The sequence below is a fragment of the Fodinicola feengrottensis genome (genome assembly GCF_039530045.1).
GTDB classification, from domain to species: domain Bacteria; phylum Actinomycetota; class Actinomycetes; order Mycobacteriales; family HKI-0501; genus Fodinicola; species Fodinicola feengrottensis.
In genome coordinates this window covers 527,568-544,238 of the sequence record NZ_BAAANY010000020.1, presented here as the reverse complement: position 1 = coordinate 544,238, position 16,671 = coordinate 527,568, and the positions used below count along the sequence as shown (strand labels likewise).

At 67.0% G+C, this 16,671-nt stretch carries 16 protein-coding genes; 9 read left to right on the top strand and 7 right to left on the bottom strand.

The window, feature by feature from the left end; translation table 11 throughout:
* Positions 1-34: 34 nt before the first annotated feature.
* Both ABD301_RS26665 and ABD301_RS26660 read right to left on the bottom strand, forming a co-directional pair.
* A complete protein-coding gene (locus ABD301_RS26665; RefSeq protein ID WP_344313175.1) occupies positions 35-1,735 on the bottom strand; it encodes a hydantoinase B/oxoprolinase family protein in 1,701 nt (566 codons plus the stop codon).
* An 8-nt stretch (positions 1,736-1,743) separates the two neighbouring features.
* On the bottom strand, positions 1,744-3,834 hold the full coding sequence (locus ABD301_RS26660; protein WP_344313174.1) for a hydantoinase/oxoprolinase family protein: 2,091 nt from the start codon (positions 3,832-3,834) through the stop codon (positions 1,744-1,746).
* Positions 3,835-3,949: 115 nt separating this feature from the next.
* On the opposite strand from ABD301_RS26660, the gene ABD301_RS26655 reads away from it, so the two are divergent.
* Positions 3,950-4,657, top strand: coding sequence for a GntR family transcriptional regulator (locus ABD301_RS26655; protein ID WP_344313173.1), 708 nt, complete (start codon positions 3,950-3,952; stop codon positions 4,655-4,657).
* Positions 4,658-4,672: 15 nt separating this feature from the next.
* On the opposite strand, the gene ABD301_RS26650 is transcribed toward ABD301_RS26655, so the two are convergent.
* On the bottom strand, positions 4,673-5,548 hold the full coding sequence (locus ABD301_RS26650; RefSeq protein WP_163569284.1) for a polysaccharide deacetylase family protein: 876 nt from the start codon (positions 5,546-5,548) through the stop codon (positions 4,673-4,675).
* 268 nt (positions 5,549-5,816) lie between these two features.
* Between ABD301_RS26650 and ABD301_RS26645 the strand changes: the two genes are divergently transcribed.
* The 5 genes from ABD301_RS26645 to metX all read left to right on the top strand — a co-directional run bounded on the left by ABD301_RS26645 (position 5,817) and on the right by metX (position 10,902).
* Complete coding sequence (locus ABD301_RS26645; protein WP_344313172.1) at positions 5,817-6,602, top strand: GNAT family N-acetyltransferase; 786 nt, start codon at positions 5,817-5,819, stop codon at positions 6,600-6,602.
* On the top strand, positions 6,599-7,705 hold the full coding sequence (gene menC, locus ABD301_RS26640) for an o-succinylbenzoate synthase (RefSeq protein WP_163569281.1): 1,107 nt from the start codon (positions 6,599-6,601) through the stop codon (positions 7,703-7,705). Before ABD301_RS26645 ends, menC begins: the two co-directional genes overlap by 4 nt.
* Positions 7,706-7,746: 41 nt before the next feature.
* Positions 7,747-8,184: a cupin domain-containing protein gene (locus ABD301_RS26635; RefSeq protein ID WP_344313171.1), complete on the top strand. Its 438-nt coding sequence runs from the start codon at positions 7,747-7,749 to the stop codon at positions 8,182-8,184.
* A 256-nt stretch (positions 8,185-8,440) separates the two neighbouring features.
* Positions 8,441-9,748 carry a bifunctional o-acetylhomoserine/o-acetylserine sulfhydrylase gene (locus ABD301_RS26630; RefSeq protein WP_344313170.1) on the top strand — a complete coding sequence of 436 codons (1,308 nt, stop codon included), beginning with the start codon at positions 8,441-8,443 and terminating at the stop codon, positions 9,746-9,748.
* Positions 9,745-10,902, top strand: a complete 1,158-nt coding sequence (metX, locus tag ABD301_RS26625; protein ID WP_344313169.1) for a homoserine O-acetyltransferase MetX — start codon at positions 9,745-9,747, stop codon at positions 10,900-10,902. Before ABD301_RS26630 ends, metX begins: the two co-directional genes overlap by 4 nt.
* Positions 10,903-10,913: 11 nt before the next feature.
* On the opposite strand, the gene ABD301_RS26620 is transcribed toward metX, so the two are convergent.
* Both ABD301_RS26620 and ABD301_RS26615 read right to left on the bottom strand, forming a co-directional pair.
* The gene (locus ABD301_RS26620; protein WP_344313168.1) at positions 10,914-11,630 is read right to left on the bottom strand and encodes a phosphatase PAP2 family protein; all 717 of its coding nucleotides are present in this window, start codon (positions 11,628-11,630) and stop codon (positions 10,914-10,916) included.
* Between the two features lie 117 nt (positions 11,631-11,747).
* A complete protein-coding gene (locus ABD301_RS26615; protein ID WP_344313167.1) occupies positions 11,748-12,206 on the bottom strand; it encodes an Lrp/AsnC family transcriptional regulator in 459 nt (152 codons plus the stop codon).
* Between the two features lie 118 nt (positions 12,207-12,324).
* Here ABD301_RS26615 and ABD301_RS26610 point away from each other — a divergent pair, with 118 nt between their 5' ends.
* Positions 12,325-13,353, top strand: a complete 1,029-nt coding sequence (locus ABD301_RS26610; RefSeq protein ID WP_344313166.1) for a Glu/Leu/Phe/Val dehydrogenase dimerization domain-containing protein — start codon at positions 12,325-12,327, stop codon at positions 13,351-13,353.
* A 27-nt stretch (positions 13,354-13,380) separates the two neighbouring features.
* On the opposite strand, the gene ABD301_RS26605 is transcribed toward ABD301_RS26610, so the two are convergent.
* Together ABD301_RS26605 and ABD301_RS26600 are read right to left on the bottom strand one after the other, a co-directional pair.
* Entirely contained in the window at positions 13,381-14,028 is a 648-nt protein-coding gene (locus tag ABD301_RS26605) for a hypothetical protein (protein WP_344313165.1), read from the bottom strand.
* Between the two features lie 173 nt (positions 14,029-14,201).
* Positions 14,202-15,035: a phytanoyl-CoA dioxygenase family protein gene (locus tag ABD301_RS26600; RefSeq protein WP_344313164.1), complete on the bottom strand. Its 834-nt coding sequence runs from the start codon at positions 15,033-15,035 to the stop codon at positions 14,202-14,204.
* Positions 15,036-15,127: 92 nt separating this feature from the next.
* On the opposite strand from ABD301_RS26600, the gene ABD301_RS26595 reads away from it, so the two are divergent.
* A complete protein-coding gene (locus ABD301_RS26595) occupies positions 15,128-15,934 on the top strand; it encodes an AraC family transcriptional regulator (RefSeq protein WP_344313163.1) in 807 nt (268 codons plus the stop codon).
* 16 nt (positions 15,935-15,950) lie between these two features.
* Positions 15,951-16,595, top strand: a complete 645-nt coding sequence (locus ABD301_RS26590; protein WP_163569341.1) for a VOC family protein — start codon at positions 15,951-15,953, stop codon at positions 16,593-16,595.
* Positions 16,596-16,671: the final 76 nt, after the last annotated feature.

The window sequence follows — 16,671 nt, the reverse complement described above, 5'->3', positions numbered from 1 at the left end:
CAACCTTTTCGACCGGCATGGAAAACCGGCCGAATCACTCTGCGCGCAACCGCGCGGTTTCCACCAGGTCCAGGAGATAGCTGCTGGGCGGTCGGACCAGGGCGCCGGCGGTACCGACGTACGAGACAGCGACACCGTAGGCGGACCGTGCGGCCTCAAGGGACACATACCCGTTAACGACATCCATCAGCACGGCCCGCGGGTCACGGGTATACGGGTCGCCGAAGCCGCCGCCGCCAGGCATTTCCAGTAGCACATCGTCGGACGGTTCCAGTGGAACGAGCTGTTTGGCGGGCAGTGCTTCGCCGGCGCCGGTGGTCAGGGCGCCGGTCGCGCCGGGTTGGCCACCGGCGGCACCGGCGGCCGGGAACCGCAGGCGATCGACGTTCGCGTTGACTGACCAGAGGGTCGACGTACCGCAGCTCACCTGCAAGGTTTGTCCCAAACCACCGCGAAAAGCTCCGGCACCGCCGGAGTCGGTACGCAGTTCCCTGCGGTGCTGGCGAACAGGGGTGAGGGCTTCGATGACCTCGGTGGGGGCGGCTCGTACGCCGGTGGGGAAGCCGGTCGCTGAGAGGCCATCCTTCATCGCCCGGGCACCGGAGCCGCCGGCGTGAAAAGTGGTCAGGGTAAAGGGATCTCCGCGCCAGACGCACATCCAGAGCGCGTCGGCGCCGTGCGCGAGCAGGCGGCCAGGCAACGCTTGTGTCAAGGCGGCGAAAATCAGGCTGGGCAGGAAATGGCCGACGAGGTGCCGGGAGGCGACGGGGGCTGGCGGCAGGCAATTCAGCACCGAACCCGGCGGTGCGGTGACTTCGACCGGGCGAAAAGAGCCGGCGTTGTGTGGCACATCCGGGGCGATCGCGGCCTTGATGGCAAAAGACGCGTATGCGCGGGTGTAATTCAGCACCACGTTGACCCCGTGCCGGCTTTGCGGTGAGCTACCGGCGAAATCCAGCAGGATGCGGCGGCCGTCGATGGTCACGGTGACGGCCAGCCGGAGTGGGTGGCCGTCGAAGCCGTCGGTCTGCAGCTCACTTTGGTACGTGCCGTCAGCGGTGGCTTGGAGCGCCTCCGCGAGCGCCCGCTCGGAACGGTCCATGATCTGCGCGGCCACCGGGTCGAGCGAGTCCAGGTCAAGTTCGTCCATCAGCCGCGACAAGCTCGCCGCGCCGACGTCGTTTCCGGCCATCTGGGCGTAAAGGTCGCCGACCGTCTCGTCCGGCGTACGAACGTTCGCGCGAATGATGGCGATCAGCTCGTCGTTCAGTTCACCCGCCCGGCTGAGTTTCATGATCGGCAGCCGCAGGCCCTCTTCGAAGATCTCGGTCGCCGACGCGGACAGGATGCGGCCGCCGATGTCGGGGGAGTGGCAGCAACTCGCGAACCACGCCACCAGCCGCCCCCGGCGGAAAACCGGGGTAGCCACCGTGATGTCGTTGATTTGGCCAGCGGTCATCCAAGGATCATTGGTGATCAGCACATCTCCGGGCACCAGCTCGGTGGGGCCGAACTTCGCCGCGATATGGGCCATTCCGGTGGCGATGGCGTTGATATGCCCGGGAGTCCCGCCGACCGACTGGGCCATCATCTGCCCGGTGGAGTCAAAGGCCGCGCAGGCCAGGTCCAGGGATTCCCTTACCACCGGCGAGAAAGCGGTGTTGACGAGGGCGTTTTGTTGTTCGGCAAGGATGGCGGTCAGCCGGTTGGCCACGATGGGCACCATAATTGTCATCGGTACGCTCATCGCGCCGGCCATTCCAGGTGGAGGCAGCCGTCCGCGCTCGCCGTGCACTGCGCGCCGGGCGGCACCACCACGGTCGACTCGCGTTCCTCGATCAGCGCCGGCCCGTCCACCGCGAAGTCCGCTTCGAGCTGATAGCGATCAAAGACTGGGGTGTCGACAAAGCCTCCGGCAGCGGGAAAGTACGCAGCTCGGCTGCCCTTTTGGGCAGCGCTGGGAGAAGCCGTGACGCGCAGGGTGAGCGGTTGGTGCGGCCGTGGTCCGCTGACCACCACCCGCCAGGTTAGTACCTCGACTGGTACGTCCGGTCCGACCCGGCCGTAGCGCCGCTGGTATTCGCGCTGGAAGGCCGAAACAAGGTCGTCCGGCCATCGGCCGGCGGCCGGGACCGGCACTCGCAGCTCGCTTCCCTGACCGGCGTAGCGCAGGTCCGCGAGCCGCTGATGGCTCATCGCCATCGGGTCGACGCTGGCGTCGACGAGCAGTCGCTCACCTTCACAGCGCATCGACGTGAAGATCTCTTCCACGTCCGCTTGGCGGAAATCGGTCAGCCGGCCGCCGGCCGAGCGGGCGAAGTCGAAAGCCATCGGTGCGGTCAGGAATCCGACCGCGCTCATCACCCCGGCGGCCGGCGGCACGATCACCCGGCCGGATCGCAGCGCGGCGGCTACCCCGGCCGCGTGCACCGGCCCGGCGCCGCCGAAGGCGACCAGTGGCAGCTGGGCCGGATCCTGGCCGCGCTCGCAAGTGTGGACGCGAGCCGCGTTGGCCATGTCCTCATTCACCAGCGTGTGGATGCCCCAAGCCGCGTCCACAATGGACAGTCCGAGCGGTTCGCCGACATGCCGCCGTACGGCGGTCGCGGCGGCCCGCGGATGCAGCGGCATGTCGCCGCCGAGAAAATAGTTGGGGTCGAGATATCCCAGCAACAGATCGGCATCGGTGACCGTGGGTCGCTCGCCGCCGTGTCCGTAGCAGGCGGGGCCAGGCGCCGAACCGGCCGATTCCGGCCCCACCGCTAGTAAACCGAGCGCGTTCGTACGAGCCAATGACCCGCCGCCCACGCCGATCTCGATCATGTCGATGACCGGCACTTTTACCGGCAACCCCGAGCCGGCTCGGAGTCGGTAGCGGCGGTCGACCTCAAAGGCGTGGGTGACCAGCGGCACGCCCTCCTGGACAACGCAGAGTTTCGCAGTGGTGCCGCCCATGTCGAACGCGAGCAGGTCCTGCCAACCGGCCGCGGCGCCGAATGCGGCCGCCGCGAGGGCGCCGCCGGCCGGTCCGGACTCCAGCATCCGGACCGGATACCGGGCCGCGGTGTCCACTGTGGCCAATCCGCCGTGGGAAAGCATGATCTGCGGTGCCGGACCGACGCCGGCCGCCGCCGTCCGGTCGCGAAGATCAGCGAGATAGCGTGCGGCCAGTTCACGTACGTAGACGTTGGCGACCGTGGTGGACGCTCGCTCGTACTCCCGGATCTCCGGTGCGACGTCACTGGAAATGCAAACCTGAAGGCCCGGCGCCGCTTCCTTGAGGATCGCCGCGGCTTCCTGTTCGTGGTCAGGATTGGCAAAACTGTGCAGGAAACAGATGGCGACCGCTTCGACACCGTGCTCGACGAGCTCATGCGCGAGCATTTGCACGTGCATTCGGTCCAGCGGCAGATCCACCGTACCGTCCGCCAAAACCCGTTCGGGCACGTCAAAACGCAAATATCGTGGCACCAGCGGGCGGGGTGGCTCGAGCATGAGATCGTAGAGTTCGTACCGATGTTCGCGGGCCATCTCCAGCACGTCGCGAAAACCGGCGGTGGTCAGCAACGCGGTGACTGAACCGGTTCGCTCGATCAATGCGTTGGTAATGAGGGTCGTTCCATGCACGAACTGGGTAATGCGCGTCCCCTCGACACCCAGATTGCCGATACTCTGGAGCAGCGCCTGCTCCATGCCCCGGGCTGGCTCTCCCGTGGTGGTGAGGACTTTCCGTACGGCAATGATGCCCGTCGAATCGACCGCGGCGAGATCGGTGAAGGTGCCGCCGATGTCGACCCCGGTCCGGATGCCGGCCGGGGCAGCGTCAGCGGACATGGGTCGGCGACCTCCGGCTGCGATGGATTAGGCTCTGAGCACGGTATAGATCGTCCGACGATTAGACAATAGGAGTGTCGATCATCGGAGGAGTTCCACCTACTGGGATGGGGCCATGATCGGGAACAACAGCTCGCTGTCGATCCGGCAGATCGCCGAGATGCGGGCGGCCTACGACCGCGAGAGCACCGCGAGCCGGGTCGCCGCCGCGATCCGCGAGCAGATCGTGGAAGGCGTCATCCGGCCCGGCAGCCAGCTTGTCGAAGAACACATGTGCACGGCGTTACGGGTGTCCAGGAGCACGCTGCGCGAGGCTTTTGCGCAGTTGCAACGCGAACGTCTGGTGGTGCACGAACTGAACCGCGGCGTTTTCGTACGAGAGCTGACCGCTTCCGATGTCGTCGACATCTACCGGACCCGCCGGTTGATCGAATGCGCCGCGATCCGGGAGGCGCAGGAGGTGCCAGTCGTGGTGCTGCGCGACATGCGAGCGGCGATCGAGACCGGCCGGATCGCCGCCCGCGAGCAGCGCTGGCGGGATGTCGCGGCGGCCAGCATTCGCTTCCACCAGGCCCTGGTGGGGTTGACCCACAGCGAGCGGGTGGACGAGATCATGCGCCAGCTGATGGCCGAGTTCCGGCTGGCGTACGCGGCCATGGAAGACCCACGGATGTATCACGAGCCCTATCTGGCCAGGCATCCAGCGATCTTGGAAGCGCTCGGGCACGGCGATCTGATCCGAGCTGAGAGCCTGCTCCGGCGTTACCTGGACGACGCCGAGGCGCAGGTCCTTCGCGCCTTCGGCCCGCCCCGCTATTTATGAGAAGTCGTCGGACAATCAGTCCGAGTCGGATGAGCTGGTGTCGTTGACCACCGGCTCGGTCAGCCGGCTGATGCCCGGCTTCTCCTTGGCCGATGGCGCGATCACCGAGCCGTCGGCCGGCAGGTAGTCCTGCAGGACCGCCGGAGTCAGCCCGGCCTGCTTGACCGCCTCCAGGACTTTCGCGAAGCCGACCACGAAGTTGTCCTGAAAGTGCAACAGGATGATGTCCCCTGGCTCGATCTGGCGGACGCCGCGGCGCAGGTGCACGATGTTGTTGCCATGCACGTTGACCTGCCACAGCACGAGGTAGTGCAGGCCGCAGGTGGGCAGCACCCGCAATGTCGTGGAGTTGAACGCGTCGTAGCCGAACGGCGGCCGGAACAGCCCCGGCCGATGCCCGAACATCCGCTGATACTTCGACGGGATGCCGCAGATCTGCTGCCGCTGTCGGCCGGCGAACACCTTGGCGATGTTCGGGTGCTGTTCGGTGTGGTCTTCCAGGTGTATGCCGAGGCCTTGTAGCCGGCGGAAGTAGTCCGGCTCGCAGCTGGCGACCGCGCCGATCAGGAACACCGTCACCGGCACGTTCGCCTTGCGCAGCAGCGCTTCGGTGCGCGGGTCTCGGTTGTCGCCATCGTCGATCGTGATGAAGACGACCTTCTGCTTGGTCGGGATGTCCCGTACGACCACCGCACCGCTGTTGTCCTGCGGCGGCGGGCCGGCACCGAGCCAGGCCGGGTCCGGCCGGATCGGCACCCGCTCGGGCCGCGGAGGCTTGTCGAAATGCGGGAGGTCGGGCAGCGCGGTCGTGCCGACCGGCTTGCCGATCGGATCCCGGTCGTTGCAGTCCTTCGAGCGCGGATGTGGCCGCTGCTCAGCGGTCGCTGGCACCGCCCGTCCAGCCGAAGCCCTCTGTTGCAGTGGCGGTGTGGCCGCCGTACAACCGGCCACTAGGGCGCAAACCCCCACAAAAACCGCCAGAACCCCGCGCCTGCCGAGCACCCCCGTGCCTCCCCGTTGAGTTGGGCCGACGATCATGAACAATGTATAGACGCTCGACGGACCCAGGTTGGTTGCTAATGATGCGAAATTGTTGCCCAAAGGTTTTTCGGTCCGCTCGGCGCCCCCCTCTGACAGGGCATTTCGGATGATTCCGCAGGTGGTGGAATTGACCGATCCGGCGTCTTACCGCGCACTCGCCGCCCTTTTCCAGCGGATCTGGCAGGACCCGCAACTGCCGGTCGACCCACCGATGCTGCGTGCGCTCTCGTACGCCGGAAACTACGTCGTCGGTGCGTACGCGGGTGAGGAGATGATCGGCGCCGCCGTCGCCTTCTTGGGCGGACACGGCCTGGGCCTGGATCGGCACCTGCATTCGCACATCACCGGGGTGATCACCAGGCACCGCGCCGGCGGAGTCGGCTATCTGCTCAAGCAGCACCAACGCGCGTGGGCGCTGGAGCGTGGCCTGCCCCGCGTGTGCTGGACGTTCGACCCGCTGGTCCGTCGCAACGCATACTTCAACTTCCACAAGCTCGGCGCCGAGCCGACCACGTACCTCCCGGATTTCTACGGTCCGATGGATGACGGCATCAACGCCGGCCAGCCAAGCGACCGGATGTATATCGACTGGGATCTCGCGAGTCCGCCGGCGGTCGCGGCGGCCGCTGGCGCGGTCACCGCGCCGGATCTCGCTGGCGCCGAGATCCTGCTCGGCCATGATGGCGAGGCGCCTGGTCGGGCGCGGCCGGTCGGGACGGGACGGGTGTTGGTCGCCATTCCGGTCGATGTCGAGCGGTTGCGGGGCAATGACCCAGCGCTGGCCATCCGGTGGCGCTATGCCGTGCGGGAAGCTCTTATGAGCTGTTTCGCCGAGGGACGTCGGGTCGTCGGGGTGTCCCGCGAGGGGTGGTACGTGATGTCTGGCTTAGAGGAGAAGTCGTGAAGATCGCCGGGATCGAGCTGCGCCGGGTAGCGATGCCGCTGGTGGCGCCTTTCCGTACGTCCTTCGGCACCGAGACAGAACGGGACGTGCTGCTGGTCAGGGTCGACGCGGGGGCGGCTGAGGGCTGGGGCGAGTGCGTCGCGATGTCCGAGCCGCTCTACTCGTACGAGCACGTGGACGGTGCCGCCGAGGTGATCCGGCGCTTCCTGGTCCCGATCCTGGCGGCCGCGCCGAGCGTCGACGGGTACGCCGTCGGGGAGCTCTTCGAGCCGATCAAGGGTCATCCGATGGCCAAGGCCGCGGTTGAGATGGCGGTGCTGGACGCCCAGCTGCGGATCGCCGGCATGTCCTTTGGCGGCTTTCTGGGCGCAGTGAAGGAGACCGTGCCGGCGGGCGTGTCCGTTGGGATTATGGACACCATCCCGGCGCTGTTGACGGCGGTCGAGTCGTATTTGGCGGCCGGCTATTCGCGGATCAAGCTGAAGATCGAGCCGGGCTGGGACCTGGAGCCAGTCGCGGCCGTACGCGAACAGTTCGGTCCGGACGTGCTGCTCCAGGTCGACGCGAACACCGCGTACACCCTCGCCGACGCCCGGCACCTGGCCCGTCTCGACCCGTACGACCTGCTGCTGATCGAGCAGCCGCTGTCCGAGGACGACATGCGCGGCCATGCCCAGCTCGCGAGGGTCCTACAGACCCCGGTCTGTCTGGACGAGTCGATCACGTCGGCCCGCGCTGCCGCTGATGCGATCGCCCTTGGCGCCTGCTCGATCGTCAACATCAAGCCCGGCCGGGTCGGCGGCTATCTCGAAGCCCGCCGCGTCCACGACGTGTGCGCCGCCAACGGGATCGCGGTGTGGTGCGGCGGCATGTTGGAAACCGGGCTCGGCCGAGCCGCCAACATCGCGCTCGCCGCCCTGCCGGGTTTCGTCCTGCCCGGCGACACTTCGGCGTCCGATCGCTACTACGCGACCGACATCACCGAGCCTTTCGTCCTGGAGGACGGTCATGTCCGCGTCCCCACCGGCGCTGGCCTCGGCGTCACTGTCGACTCCGCTGAGCTGTCCGCCCGTACGACTGCCACCGAGTGGATTCCGTTCTGAGGCCTTTGAATTCCGGACCCGTTTCATGATGGACTCGGTGGATGGATGGCGACGCGTTTCATCGCAGGTTGCACCACATCGGCCCGGCGCGGTTCTCCGGTGACACCGGGCAGACCGGCGGCATGCGCCGGGTCGAGGCGATCAGCGGAAAGTCGGTAGGCGCCGAAAATCTCTGGATGGGACAGACCCACGTCGCGGCCGCGACCAGTTCGGCCAACCATCATCACGGGCATTCCGAGACCGCGATCTATGTGCTGAGCGGGCATCCGGAGTTCGTCTTCGCCGACCCGGACGACCCGGCCAAAGAGGTTCGGTTGGTGACCAAACCCGGCGATTATGTCTTCGTGCCGCCGTGGGTCCCGCATCGCGAGGAAAACCCGGACCCGGACGACGAGGCCGTCGTGGTCATCGCTCGTACGACCCAGGACGCCATTGTGGTCAACCTGCCAGATTTGAGCTGGCCCACAATCACCGACTGAGGATCTGGCGCAACCGCGCCGAATCGGCTACCGTCGGTCGCATGTCACTGCTGGTTGCGCGTCGATACGTCGACTTCATGCGGCTTTCCAGCACTGCGTGTTGCCTGTTCGGCTGATTTCCCACATCTCTGGCCCAGCGCCGAAACTTTCCTTCCAGATCCCGGGTAGTTCCGGGAATCCAGTGCTGTCCGCATGGTCGCGGTCAGTGCTGTCGCCTACCCCAAAAGCCGAAGACAAATCACGTGGAGGACCCGCAATGACCGCTCCAGAGACCGGTTGGTCTTTCGAAACCAAGCAAATTCACGCCGGTGCGTCGCCCGACCCGGCGACCGGCGCCCGGGCCACTCCGATTTACCAGACCACGTCGTACGTTTTCCGGGACACCCAGCACGCGGCGAACCTGTTCAGCCTGGCCGAGGCCGGCAACATCTACACCCGGATCAACAACCCCACCCAGGACGTGCTGGAGCAGCGGATCGCGGCTCTGGAAGGGGGAGTGGCGGCGGTCGCCTTCGCCTCCGGCCAGGCGGCCGAGACCGCGGCGATCCTGACCCTCGTACGCAGTGGTGATCATTTCGTTTCCAGCGCCTCGCTTTACGGCGGCACTTACAACCTTTTCCACTACACGCTGCCCAAACTCGGCATCGAGGTCAGTTTCGTCGATGACCCGGACAACGTGGACCAGTGGCGGGCTGCGGTACGCCCGAACACCAAGCTGTTCTTCGCCGAGTCGCTGGGAAACCCGCGTGCCAACGTGTTGGACGTACGAGCCGTCGCCGATCTCGCGCACGAGGTGGGTGTGCCGCTGGTGGTCGACAACACCGTGCCCACGCCGTACTTGCTGCGCCCGATCGAGCACGGCGCGGACATCGTGATCCACTCCGCCACCAAATATCTCGGTGGCCACGGCACCACGGTCGCCGGCGTGGTCGTGGACGGTGGTACCTTCGATTTTGGCAAGGACCCGGCCAAATTCCCCGACTTCAACGAGCCGGACCCGAGCTACCACGGCCTCAAATACTGGGAGGTGCTCGGCCCGGGTGCGTTCGCGGCCAAGCTGCGGGTGCAGATCCTGCGGGACACCGGTGGTGCGATCGCGCCACTGAACAGCTTCCTTATCCTGCAGGGACTGGAAACTCTCTCGCTGCGGATCGAGCGACATGTGTCCAACGCGCAGGCTTTGGCTGAATGGCTGGAACAGCGGGACGAGGTCGAGAAGGTCTACTACGCGGGTCTGCCGTCGAGTCCGTGGTACGACGCGGCGCGCAAATACCTGCCGCGCGGTGCCGGAGCGGTGGTTTCCTTTGACCTGCGTGGCGGGGTGGCGGCCGGCAGGGCCTTCGTCGACGCGACCGAACTTTTCAGCCTGCTGGTCAATATCGGGGACGTACGCAGCTTGATCGTGCACCCGGCCAGCACGACCCACAGTCAGCTGACCGAGCAGGAGCAGGCCGTCACCGGGGTCACTCCTGGGCTGGTGCGGCTTTCGGTGGGCATTGAGGGCCTGGACGACCTCAAAGCCGACCTGGAGGCCGGTTTCCGGGCGGCCAAGGCCGCTGGATGACCGACGGTTCCGCTCGCCCACCCGCCTGCGGAGCTTGGCGGGTGGGCGACGAGCCGGGCCGGCGGCAGTGGTATGCCGCCGGCCGGTCCTTGCTGCTGGAATCCGGTGACGTGCTGCCGGATTTCCGGCTGGCGTACGAAACCTGGGGCACTCTCGCGCCGGATCGCACGAACGCGGTGCTCGTCCTGCACGCCCTCACCGGCGACAGCCACGTCGCCGGTGAGGCGGGTCCGGGGCACCCGACCGTGGGCTGGTGGGACGGGCTGATCGGCCCCGGCCGGGCGCTCGACCCGGAACGTTTCTTCGTGATCGCGCCCAATGTGCTCGGCGGGTGCCAGGGCAGCACGGGTCCGGCCTCGATGGGCCCGGACGGGAAGGCATGGGGGAGCAGGTTCCCGGCGCTGACCGTACGCGACCAGGTCGCCGCCGAGGCCGCGCTCGCCGACGCGCTCGGCATTGACAACTGGGCGGCCGTGCTCGGCGGTTCGATGGGTGGCATGCGGGCCTTGGAATGGGCCGTGACGCTGCCCGACCGGGTGGCGGCCGCGCTCGTGCTGGCCGCCCCGGCGCGTACGTCCGCGGAGCAGATCGCCTGGAGCTGGCCGCAGTTGTGCGCGATCGAGGAGGACCCGGGTTGGCACGGCGGCGACTACCACCAGCTGCCTGACGGCGAAGGACCACATCGCGGCCTCGGGGTGGCCCGCCGGATCGCCCACATCACGTACCGCAGCGAGCCGGAATTGCAGGCCCGCTTCGACCGGAGATACCAGCAGGGCGAAAATCCGCGCGATGGTGGGCGGTTCGCGGTCGAGTCCTATTTGGACCATCACGCCGCGAAGCTGGTCCGCCGGTTCGACGCGGCCAGCTACGTCACCCTCACCCGTACGATGAACAGTCACGACGTGGGCCGCGGTCGCGGCGGCGTGGAGGCCGCCCTGGGCCGTGTCACGGCTCGGATGTTGGTCGCCGGGGTGGACAGTGATCGGCTCTATCCGTTGGCGCAGCAGGCAGAAATCGCCGAAGGCGTCCCGACCGCCGATAAACTGCGGGTGATTTCCTCACCGTACGGCCATGACGCGTTCCTCATCGAGATCGACCAAATCGGCGTCCTGGTCGCCGACCTACTCGGAGTGCAGCTGCCCTCCAGGTCGTAGTACTAACTCTGCTACCAACGGGAAAACTGGGACTGGTAGGTGCCGGAGTTGGTGGTGGACTCGACCCGCTTGGGGCGTACGGTGCCGGCCACCACGAAATCAGGGCTGCCCAAAACCGTTGCCAGCACCGGAAAATCGCGGAGCCGGTGGACGGCCACGGTGGTCCAGCGGACAAGCCCGAGTGGGAGCGCAAGGCCAATTGCCGCTCCCAGCGCCATCCCGGCGGCCACGTCGTGGGGATAATGCACGCCGATGAAAACGCGGGACACGCCGACCAGCAGGGCCAGCGGCACCGCGATCCACCCGAGCTGTCGCCACACCAGGATCAGCGCGACGGCGGCGGCCGCCGCGAGAACGGCGTGGTTGCTGGGAAAAGACCAGTCGGTGGCGGCTGGGCAGGTGTCGATCGTGGTGACGCCGGCGACCGTACGACATGGGCGTACTTCCTGGACAATGTCCTTCAGGCCGGTGCTGACCAGGTATGAGACACCAATGGCGACCACCCCGAGCAAGGTCAGCGCCATTGCTCGGGCGGGACCGCGGCGAGCGTGCCACCAAGCCAGCGCGAACAGGCCCAGGACCACGAAAAGGCCGAGCTGGGTGACCACCGAAGCGGTCAGGTGGACGAACCAGGGCGTCTTGCCCGCGGCGTCGGCGATGTCCTTATAGAGACCGCTGTCGAAGGGGCCGCCGGGCGTCGTTGCCGCGGCGAGCGCGAGGAGGTGCATGGCCTCAACGCTATGAGCGGCCCTCCGGTCCGGCATCGAACGCAGGGAGCGGCCGGGGGCAGACCTGCGGGCGATCCCGCCGGCGCCGGCGTCATCCGTATGTCTGACCCAGGACTCCTAATCCGCCAGTCGCTCAAGGGTCGTGTTCGTCATCTGCCGGTAGATGATCGAGCTGCGGAAACTGACGATTTCCCGGCGGTCGCTGAGCTTGTCGACCAGGAATCCGTGCAGATGGTCGATGTCCTGGACGGCCACGTGGATGAGGAAGTCGTCGTTGCCGGCGGTGCCGAAGACTGCCAGGACTTCGGGCAGGCGGACCACCCACTGATGGAAGGAGTCGATGACGAAACGGTTCAGCGGCCGTACTTGCGCGCTCACCATCGCCTGCACGCGCCGGTTGAGCGCGCCCAGGTCGATATCCGCGTGATAACCGCGAATCACCCCACGCTGGCGCAAGAGGCGAGTGCGCTCCAGGCATGTCGACGGCGCGATGCCGACCTTTTCGGCGATCTCCCGGTTGGACTGGCGGGCGTCCTCCTGTAGATGCCGGACAATCGCCGAATCAAGTTCATCCATGGCCGATCTGTCTCCCTGGATCCGAATGATGTTCGGCATTGAGGCTCAGCTCTTGGGAATCACCCTAACCTGACGGCCAGGTGTTGTTGGTCGTTCAGAGGCAGCGGAGAGGATGCACGTGCGATTCTGGGAACACGAGGAACTGGTCGTACGACAGGGCAGCCGGTCGGGGATCGCGCTGGTCGTCGCGGTGCACTCGCGGGTGTTGGGACCGGCCACCGGCGGCTGTCGGCTGCGCCGCTATCCCGACTGGCACGCGGCCGCCGACGACGCGCTGAGGTTGTCGCAGGCGATGACGTACAAATGCGCCGCCGCCGGACTTCCCTACGGTGGAGCCAAAAGTGTGATCGCGCTGCCCGAGCGGACACCGCTCACCGATGAGCTGCGGGAAGCGATCCTGGAAGACCTCGGCGACCTGATCGACAGCTTCGACGGAGCATATTTGGCTGGACCTGACGTGGGCACCGGGCCACTGGACATGGTGGTGATCAGACGGCGTACGCCGCACGTCTACTGCCTGCCCGAGAGCGAGGGCGGCACCGGGTCGTCGAGCGGCCCGACCGCGATCGGGGTGCTGGCCGCGCTGCGGGCCGGCGCGGCCGCGGTGCTGGGCAGCGCGGAGGTGGCCGGCCGGCGGATCGTGGTCAGCGGGCTGGGCTCGGTGGGGGGCATTCTGGCCCGTACGCTCGCTGGCAGCGGCGCGGAGGTCATCGTGTCCGATGTGGACACCCGGAAGCGTCAGATGGCCGCCGAGCTCAATCTTTCCTGGGTAGAGCCAGAAAAGGCACTCTCGACACCGGCCGACATCGTGGTGCCGGCGGCCGTCGGGGGCGTGCTCAGTCCGGACACCGTGGCCCGGCTGGACTGCGCGTTGGTGGTGGGGCCGGCCAACAACCAGCTCACCGACGACGCGGTGGCGGACCTGCTCGCCGATCGCGGCATTGTCTGGCTGCCGGATTTCGTGGTCAGCGCGGGCGGCGTGATCTACACGCTGTCCTGCGAAATGGACGGCCTGGACCATGCCGGTGCCGTGACCAGGGTGGAGGGGATCGGCGAGACGGTCGCGCGGCTGCTGGCCAGCTCGCACGTCAACCGCACGACGCCGTTGCGAGAGGCGGTCGCGCTCGCCGAACGCCGGCTTGGCTGATCCAGTAGAGCAGCTCTACGTCGAGGGTTAGCTGCCGGTGGTGGTGTCGGTGACGCTGGTCTGCAGCTCGCCGGAACTGTCCAGGGAGGCGCTGATGGTCTCCTTCTGGTTGCCGGAGACGAACGTGACGATCACCGAGGTGTCCGAGACCTGGCTCGACGAGGCCGTGTAGCCGTCCGCCGGGGAGGTGCCCACCACGTCGACGCGGCCGTTGCCGTACTTGAAGGTCGCGCTGCCGTGGTTGCCGGTGACGGTCTTGGTCTTCGACTGCGGCGGGGGTGGCGGAGCAGACGTGTGTGGGGCGCTGGGTTGGGTCGGGGGCGGCTTCACGCCTCCGCCGCCACCGCCGCCCGTACCGCTGCCTCCACCGGGGTTGCCGACCCCTGACCCCCCATGGCCCTGCTGCTGGCCTCCACCGGGGTTGCCGCCGGCCGGGTGCGAACCACTCGCGCCGGGGGACGGGCTGTCCTGAGCGTCGGTCTGGCTGTCGCTGCCGGCCGCTCCGGTGCTGGTGGGCGTCGGACCAGCCGACTGGGTCGCCGAAGCGGGCGTGGTCGCCGCCGCGTCGGCGTGGGACGTGCCGAGAATATGGGGGATGCCGTACCAAATGGCGACGTTGATCAGGACGCCGACCACCGCGACACCAGTTATTGCTAGCCGTCGAGTGCCGTTCACGCCCGGGACCCTACTTGATCGGTGAAACAAGTGATAAGCCGCCCACCGTTAACAATTAAGGGTAATTACGCAATGACGACAGGTAATGATTTCGTCCGTACGGTGGGACATCATCCGGCGAGATTTCGGTCTTTGCCGTGAATTGCCGGAATTTGCCCGGTGATGACATTCGGCTATTCGTGCTTGCGTACGACCGTCTGCTGACCGGTCATGGCGATCGTCGGTTCGCCGTCCTCGTCCACCCACACTCCACACTCTCCGCCACCTTCGCTCACAGCGAGTTTCAGTGTGCTGCCGTCCATCCGCAGCACCGGGTGGTAGTAGACGGCCACCTTCTCGGCCTCCGCCTGGATGTAGTGCCCGATCAGCGCCCGCCGGAACCGGTCCGTGCTGGTGTTCGGAAAGCTGCCATGCGCGAGGGAACCGTTGAAAAACAACACATCCCCGGCCTCCATCGGCACTGGTACGGGCGCCTGCCGTGCCGGCAACGGCACGGTCACGTCCGTGAAGCTCACCTTGGTGTCGGCCTTTTCGGTGCACAGCACCGGCCACTCATGACTGCCCGGTACGACCATCATGCAGCCGTTTTCGGTGTCGGTACGGTCCAAAGCCAGCCAGGCCGCCATGCAGGTGCCGGGCTCGACCTTCAAGTAGAAGTTGTCCTGATGCAGCGCCTGGCCACGGGATCCGGGCGGCTTGAAGTAGAGCATCGACTGCACAGCGTAAGGCTCGGCGCCGAGCAGGTCGACCAGCCAGTCCCGAATCCGTTCGTCCAGCAGCCAGCGCAGCGAGGTCTGGTCCCAGCGGTGCATCTGCCCCAGCCGCGGATATCTGCGCAAGGGGTCGCGGGTGTCTGACCCGACGCCGGCCTCTTCGTGCTTGCGCGGGCTTTGGTGTCTCACAGTCATGTAGTGCTCACGGAGTCGCTCGGTCTCGGCGGCGTCGAACAGCCCGCGGGCGACCACGTATCCGTCGCGGCGGAAAAGACTGGCGGACGAAACGCTCATCGGAGGTCCTTCGCTCGTACGATCAGAACCTCCCCATCCTCAGATATCCCGGTCGTACGAGCCAGGAACGATGAACGCAAGGAGTCGGACTTTTGACTCATCCAGAGCCGATGCTGGCTCGGTTGCCGCTGCCCGTACGGCTGGAGTCGCCGCCTACTTACTGGCGTTGTGAGCCGGCATGGTCCTGGCTTTCCCGGCCACTGCCCGATTTTCTGCTGTGGTGCGTGCTCGACGGGGTCGGCGAGCTGACGCTGGACGGTCGACGCTGTGCGCTGCGACCAGGTGTCTGTGCGGTGTTCGCGCCGGGTGACGCGCCGGTCGCCGAGCACGATCCGCAGCGTCGGCTACTCGTTTACGGCATGCATTTTTCCGTCCACACCACCGAACCAGCGGAGGCCATCGTGCCGCCTGGGCGGTGGCAGTCGGTCAGTGACCTCGACCTGCTGGCGGCGGTGGCGCGCCGGTGTGACAGCAGCTACCGGCGCGGCGACGCGCTGGGTCGGAGGCAGGCGCAGCTCGGTCTTGAGCACCTGCTCTGCCTGTTGTGGGAGGACAATCTGCATCCGGTCGTACGGGCGGACCACCGGCTGGCGGAAATCGCCGAAGCCATCCGGCTGGATCCAGGCCGGCCGTGGACGGTGGCCGAACTGGCCGCCCGGGCGGCCCTGTCCCGAGCCCAGTTCACTCGGCGTTTCATCGCGTACACGGGAGAACCGCCGATCCGCTACCTGACCCGCGCCCGCCTCGACCGGGCCCGGCACCTGCTCACCGAAACCGACCTCACCGTCGCCCAGGTCTCCGCCGCGCTGGGCTACCAGGACCAGAGCTACTTCGCTCGGCAGTACAAACGCCACACCAACCACCCGCCGAGCCACGAAAGGGCGACTGTCGGACGCTGACGGCAAGATGAGGGTCATGACGCAAAATGGCGAGTTGACGAGGAAGCAGCTGTCCGACGCGGTGACCGGGCTCGGCTGGCGGTTGGTGCTGAACTGCCTGGAGACGTTCGTACGAGCGGAGTCCCTCACCGAAGCGGTGGGAACAGCGGCGAAGGTCGTGGCCGCGGTCGACGGTGACGAGCGGGTTCAGTTGGCCGTCGACGATTCCGGGGTGACGGTCGTCGTGCGGCCACCTGCGGGCCAGGGCGGCACCGAAGCCGAGGTCGAGCTGGCCCGGCGGATCGCCGCGGCGGTGCCGGTCGGCGGGGCCGGGCCGCGGTCCGTGCAGTTGCTCGAAGTGGCCATCGACGCCCTGGACATCCCAGCGATCATGCCGTTCTGGGCAGCGGTGATGGGGTATGAGGCTGATGGCAAGGAGGTGTTCGACCCGCTCGGGCAGGGCCCAACGATCTGGTTCCAGCGGATGACCGAGCCGCGCCAGCAGCGCAACCGCATCCACTTCGACATCTCGGTCCCGCACGACGAAGCGGATGACCGGATCGCGGCAGCGCTGGCCGCCGGCGGGGTGCTGGTCTCCGACGACAGAGCCCCAGCTTTCTGGATTCTGGCCGACGCCGAGGGAAATGAGGTATGCGTCTGCACCTGGCAGGCGCGCGACTAGGCAGTGTCTGGTTATTCCGCCGGGCGATAGCCGAGCCCAGAAGCCGCCTGCAGGCACCGTGGGAAAGCCCCCATAG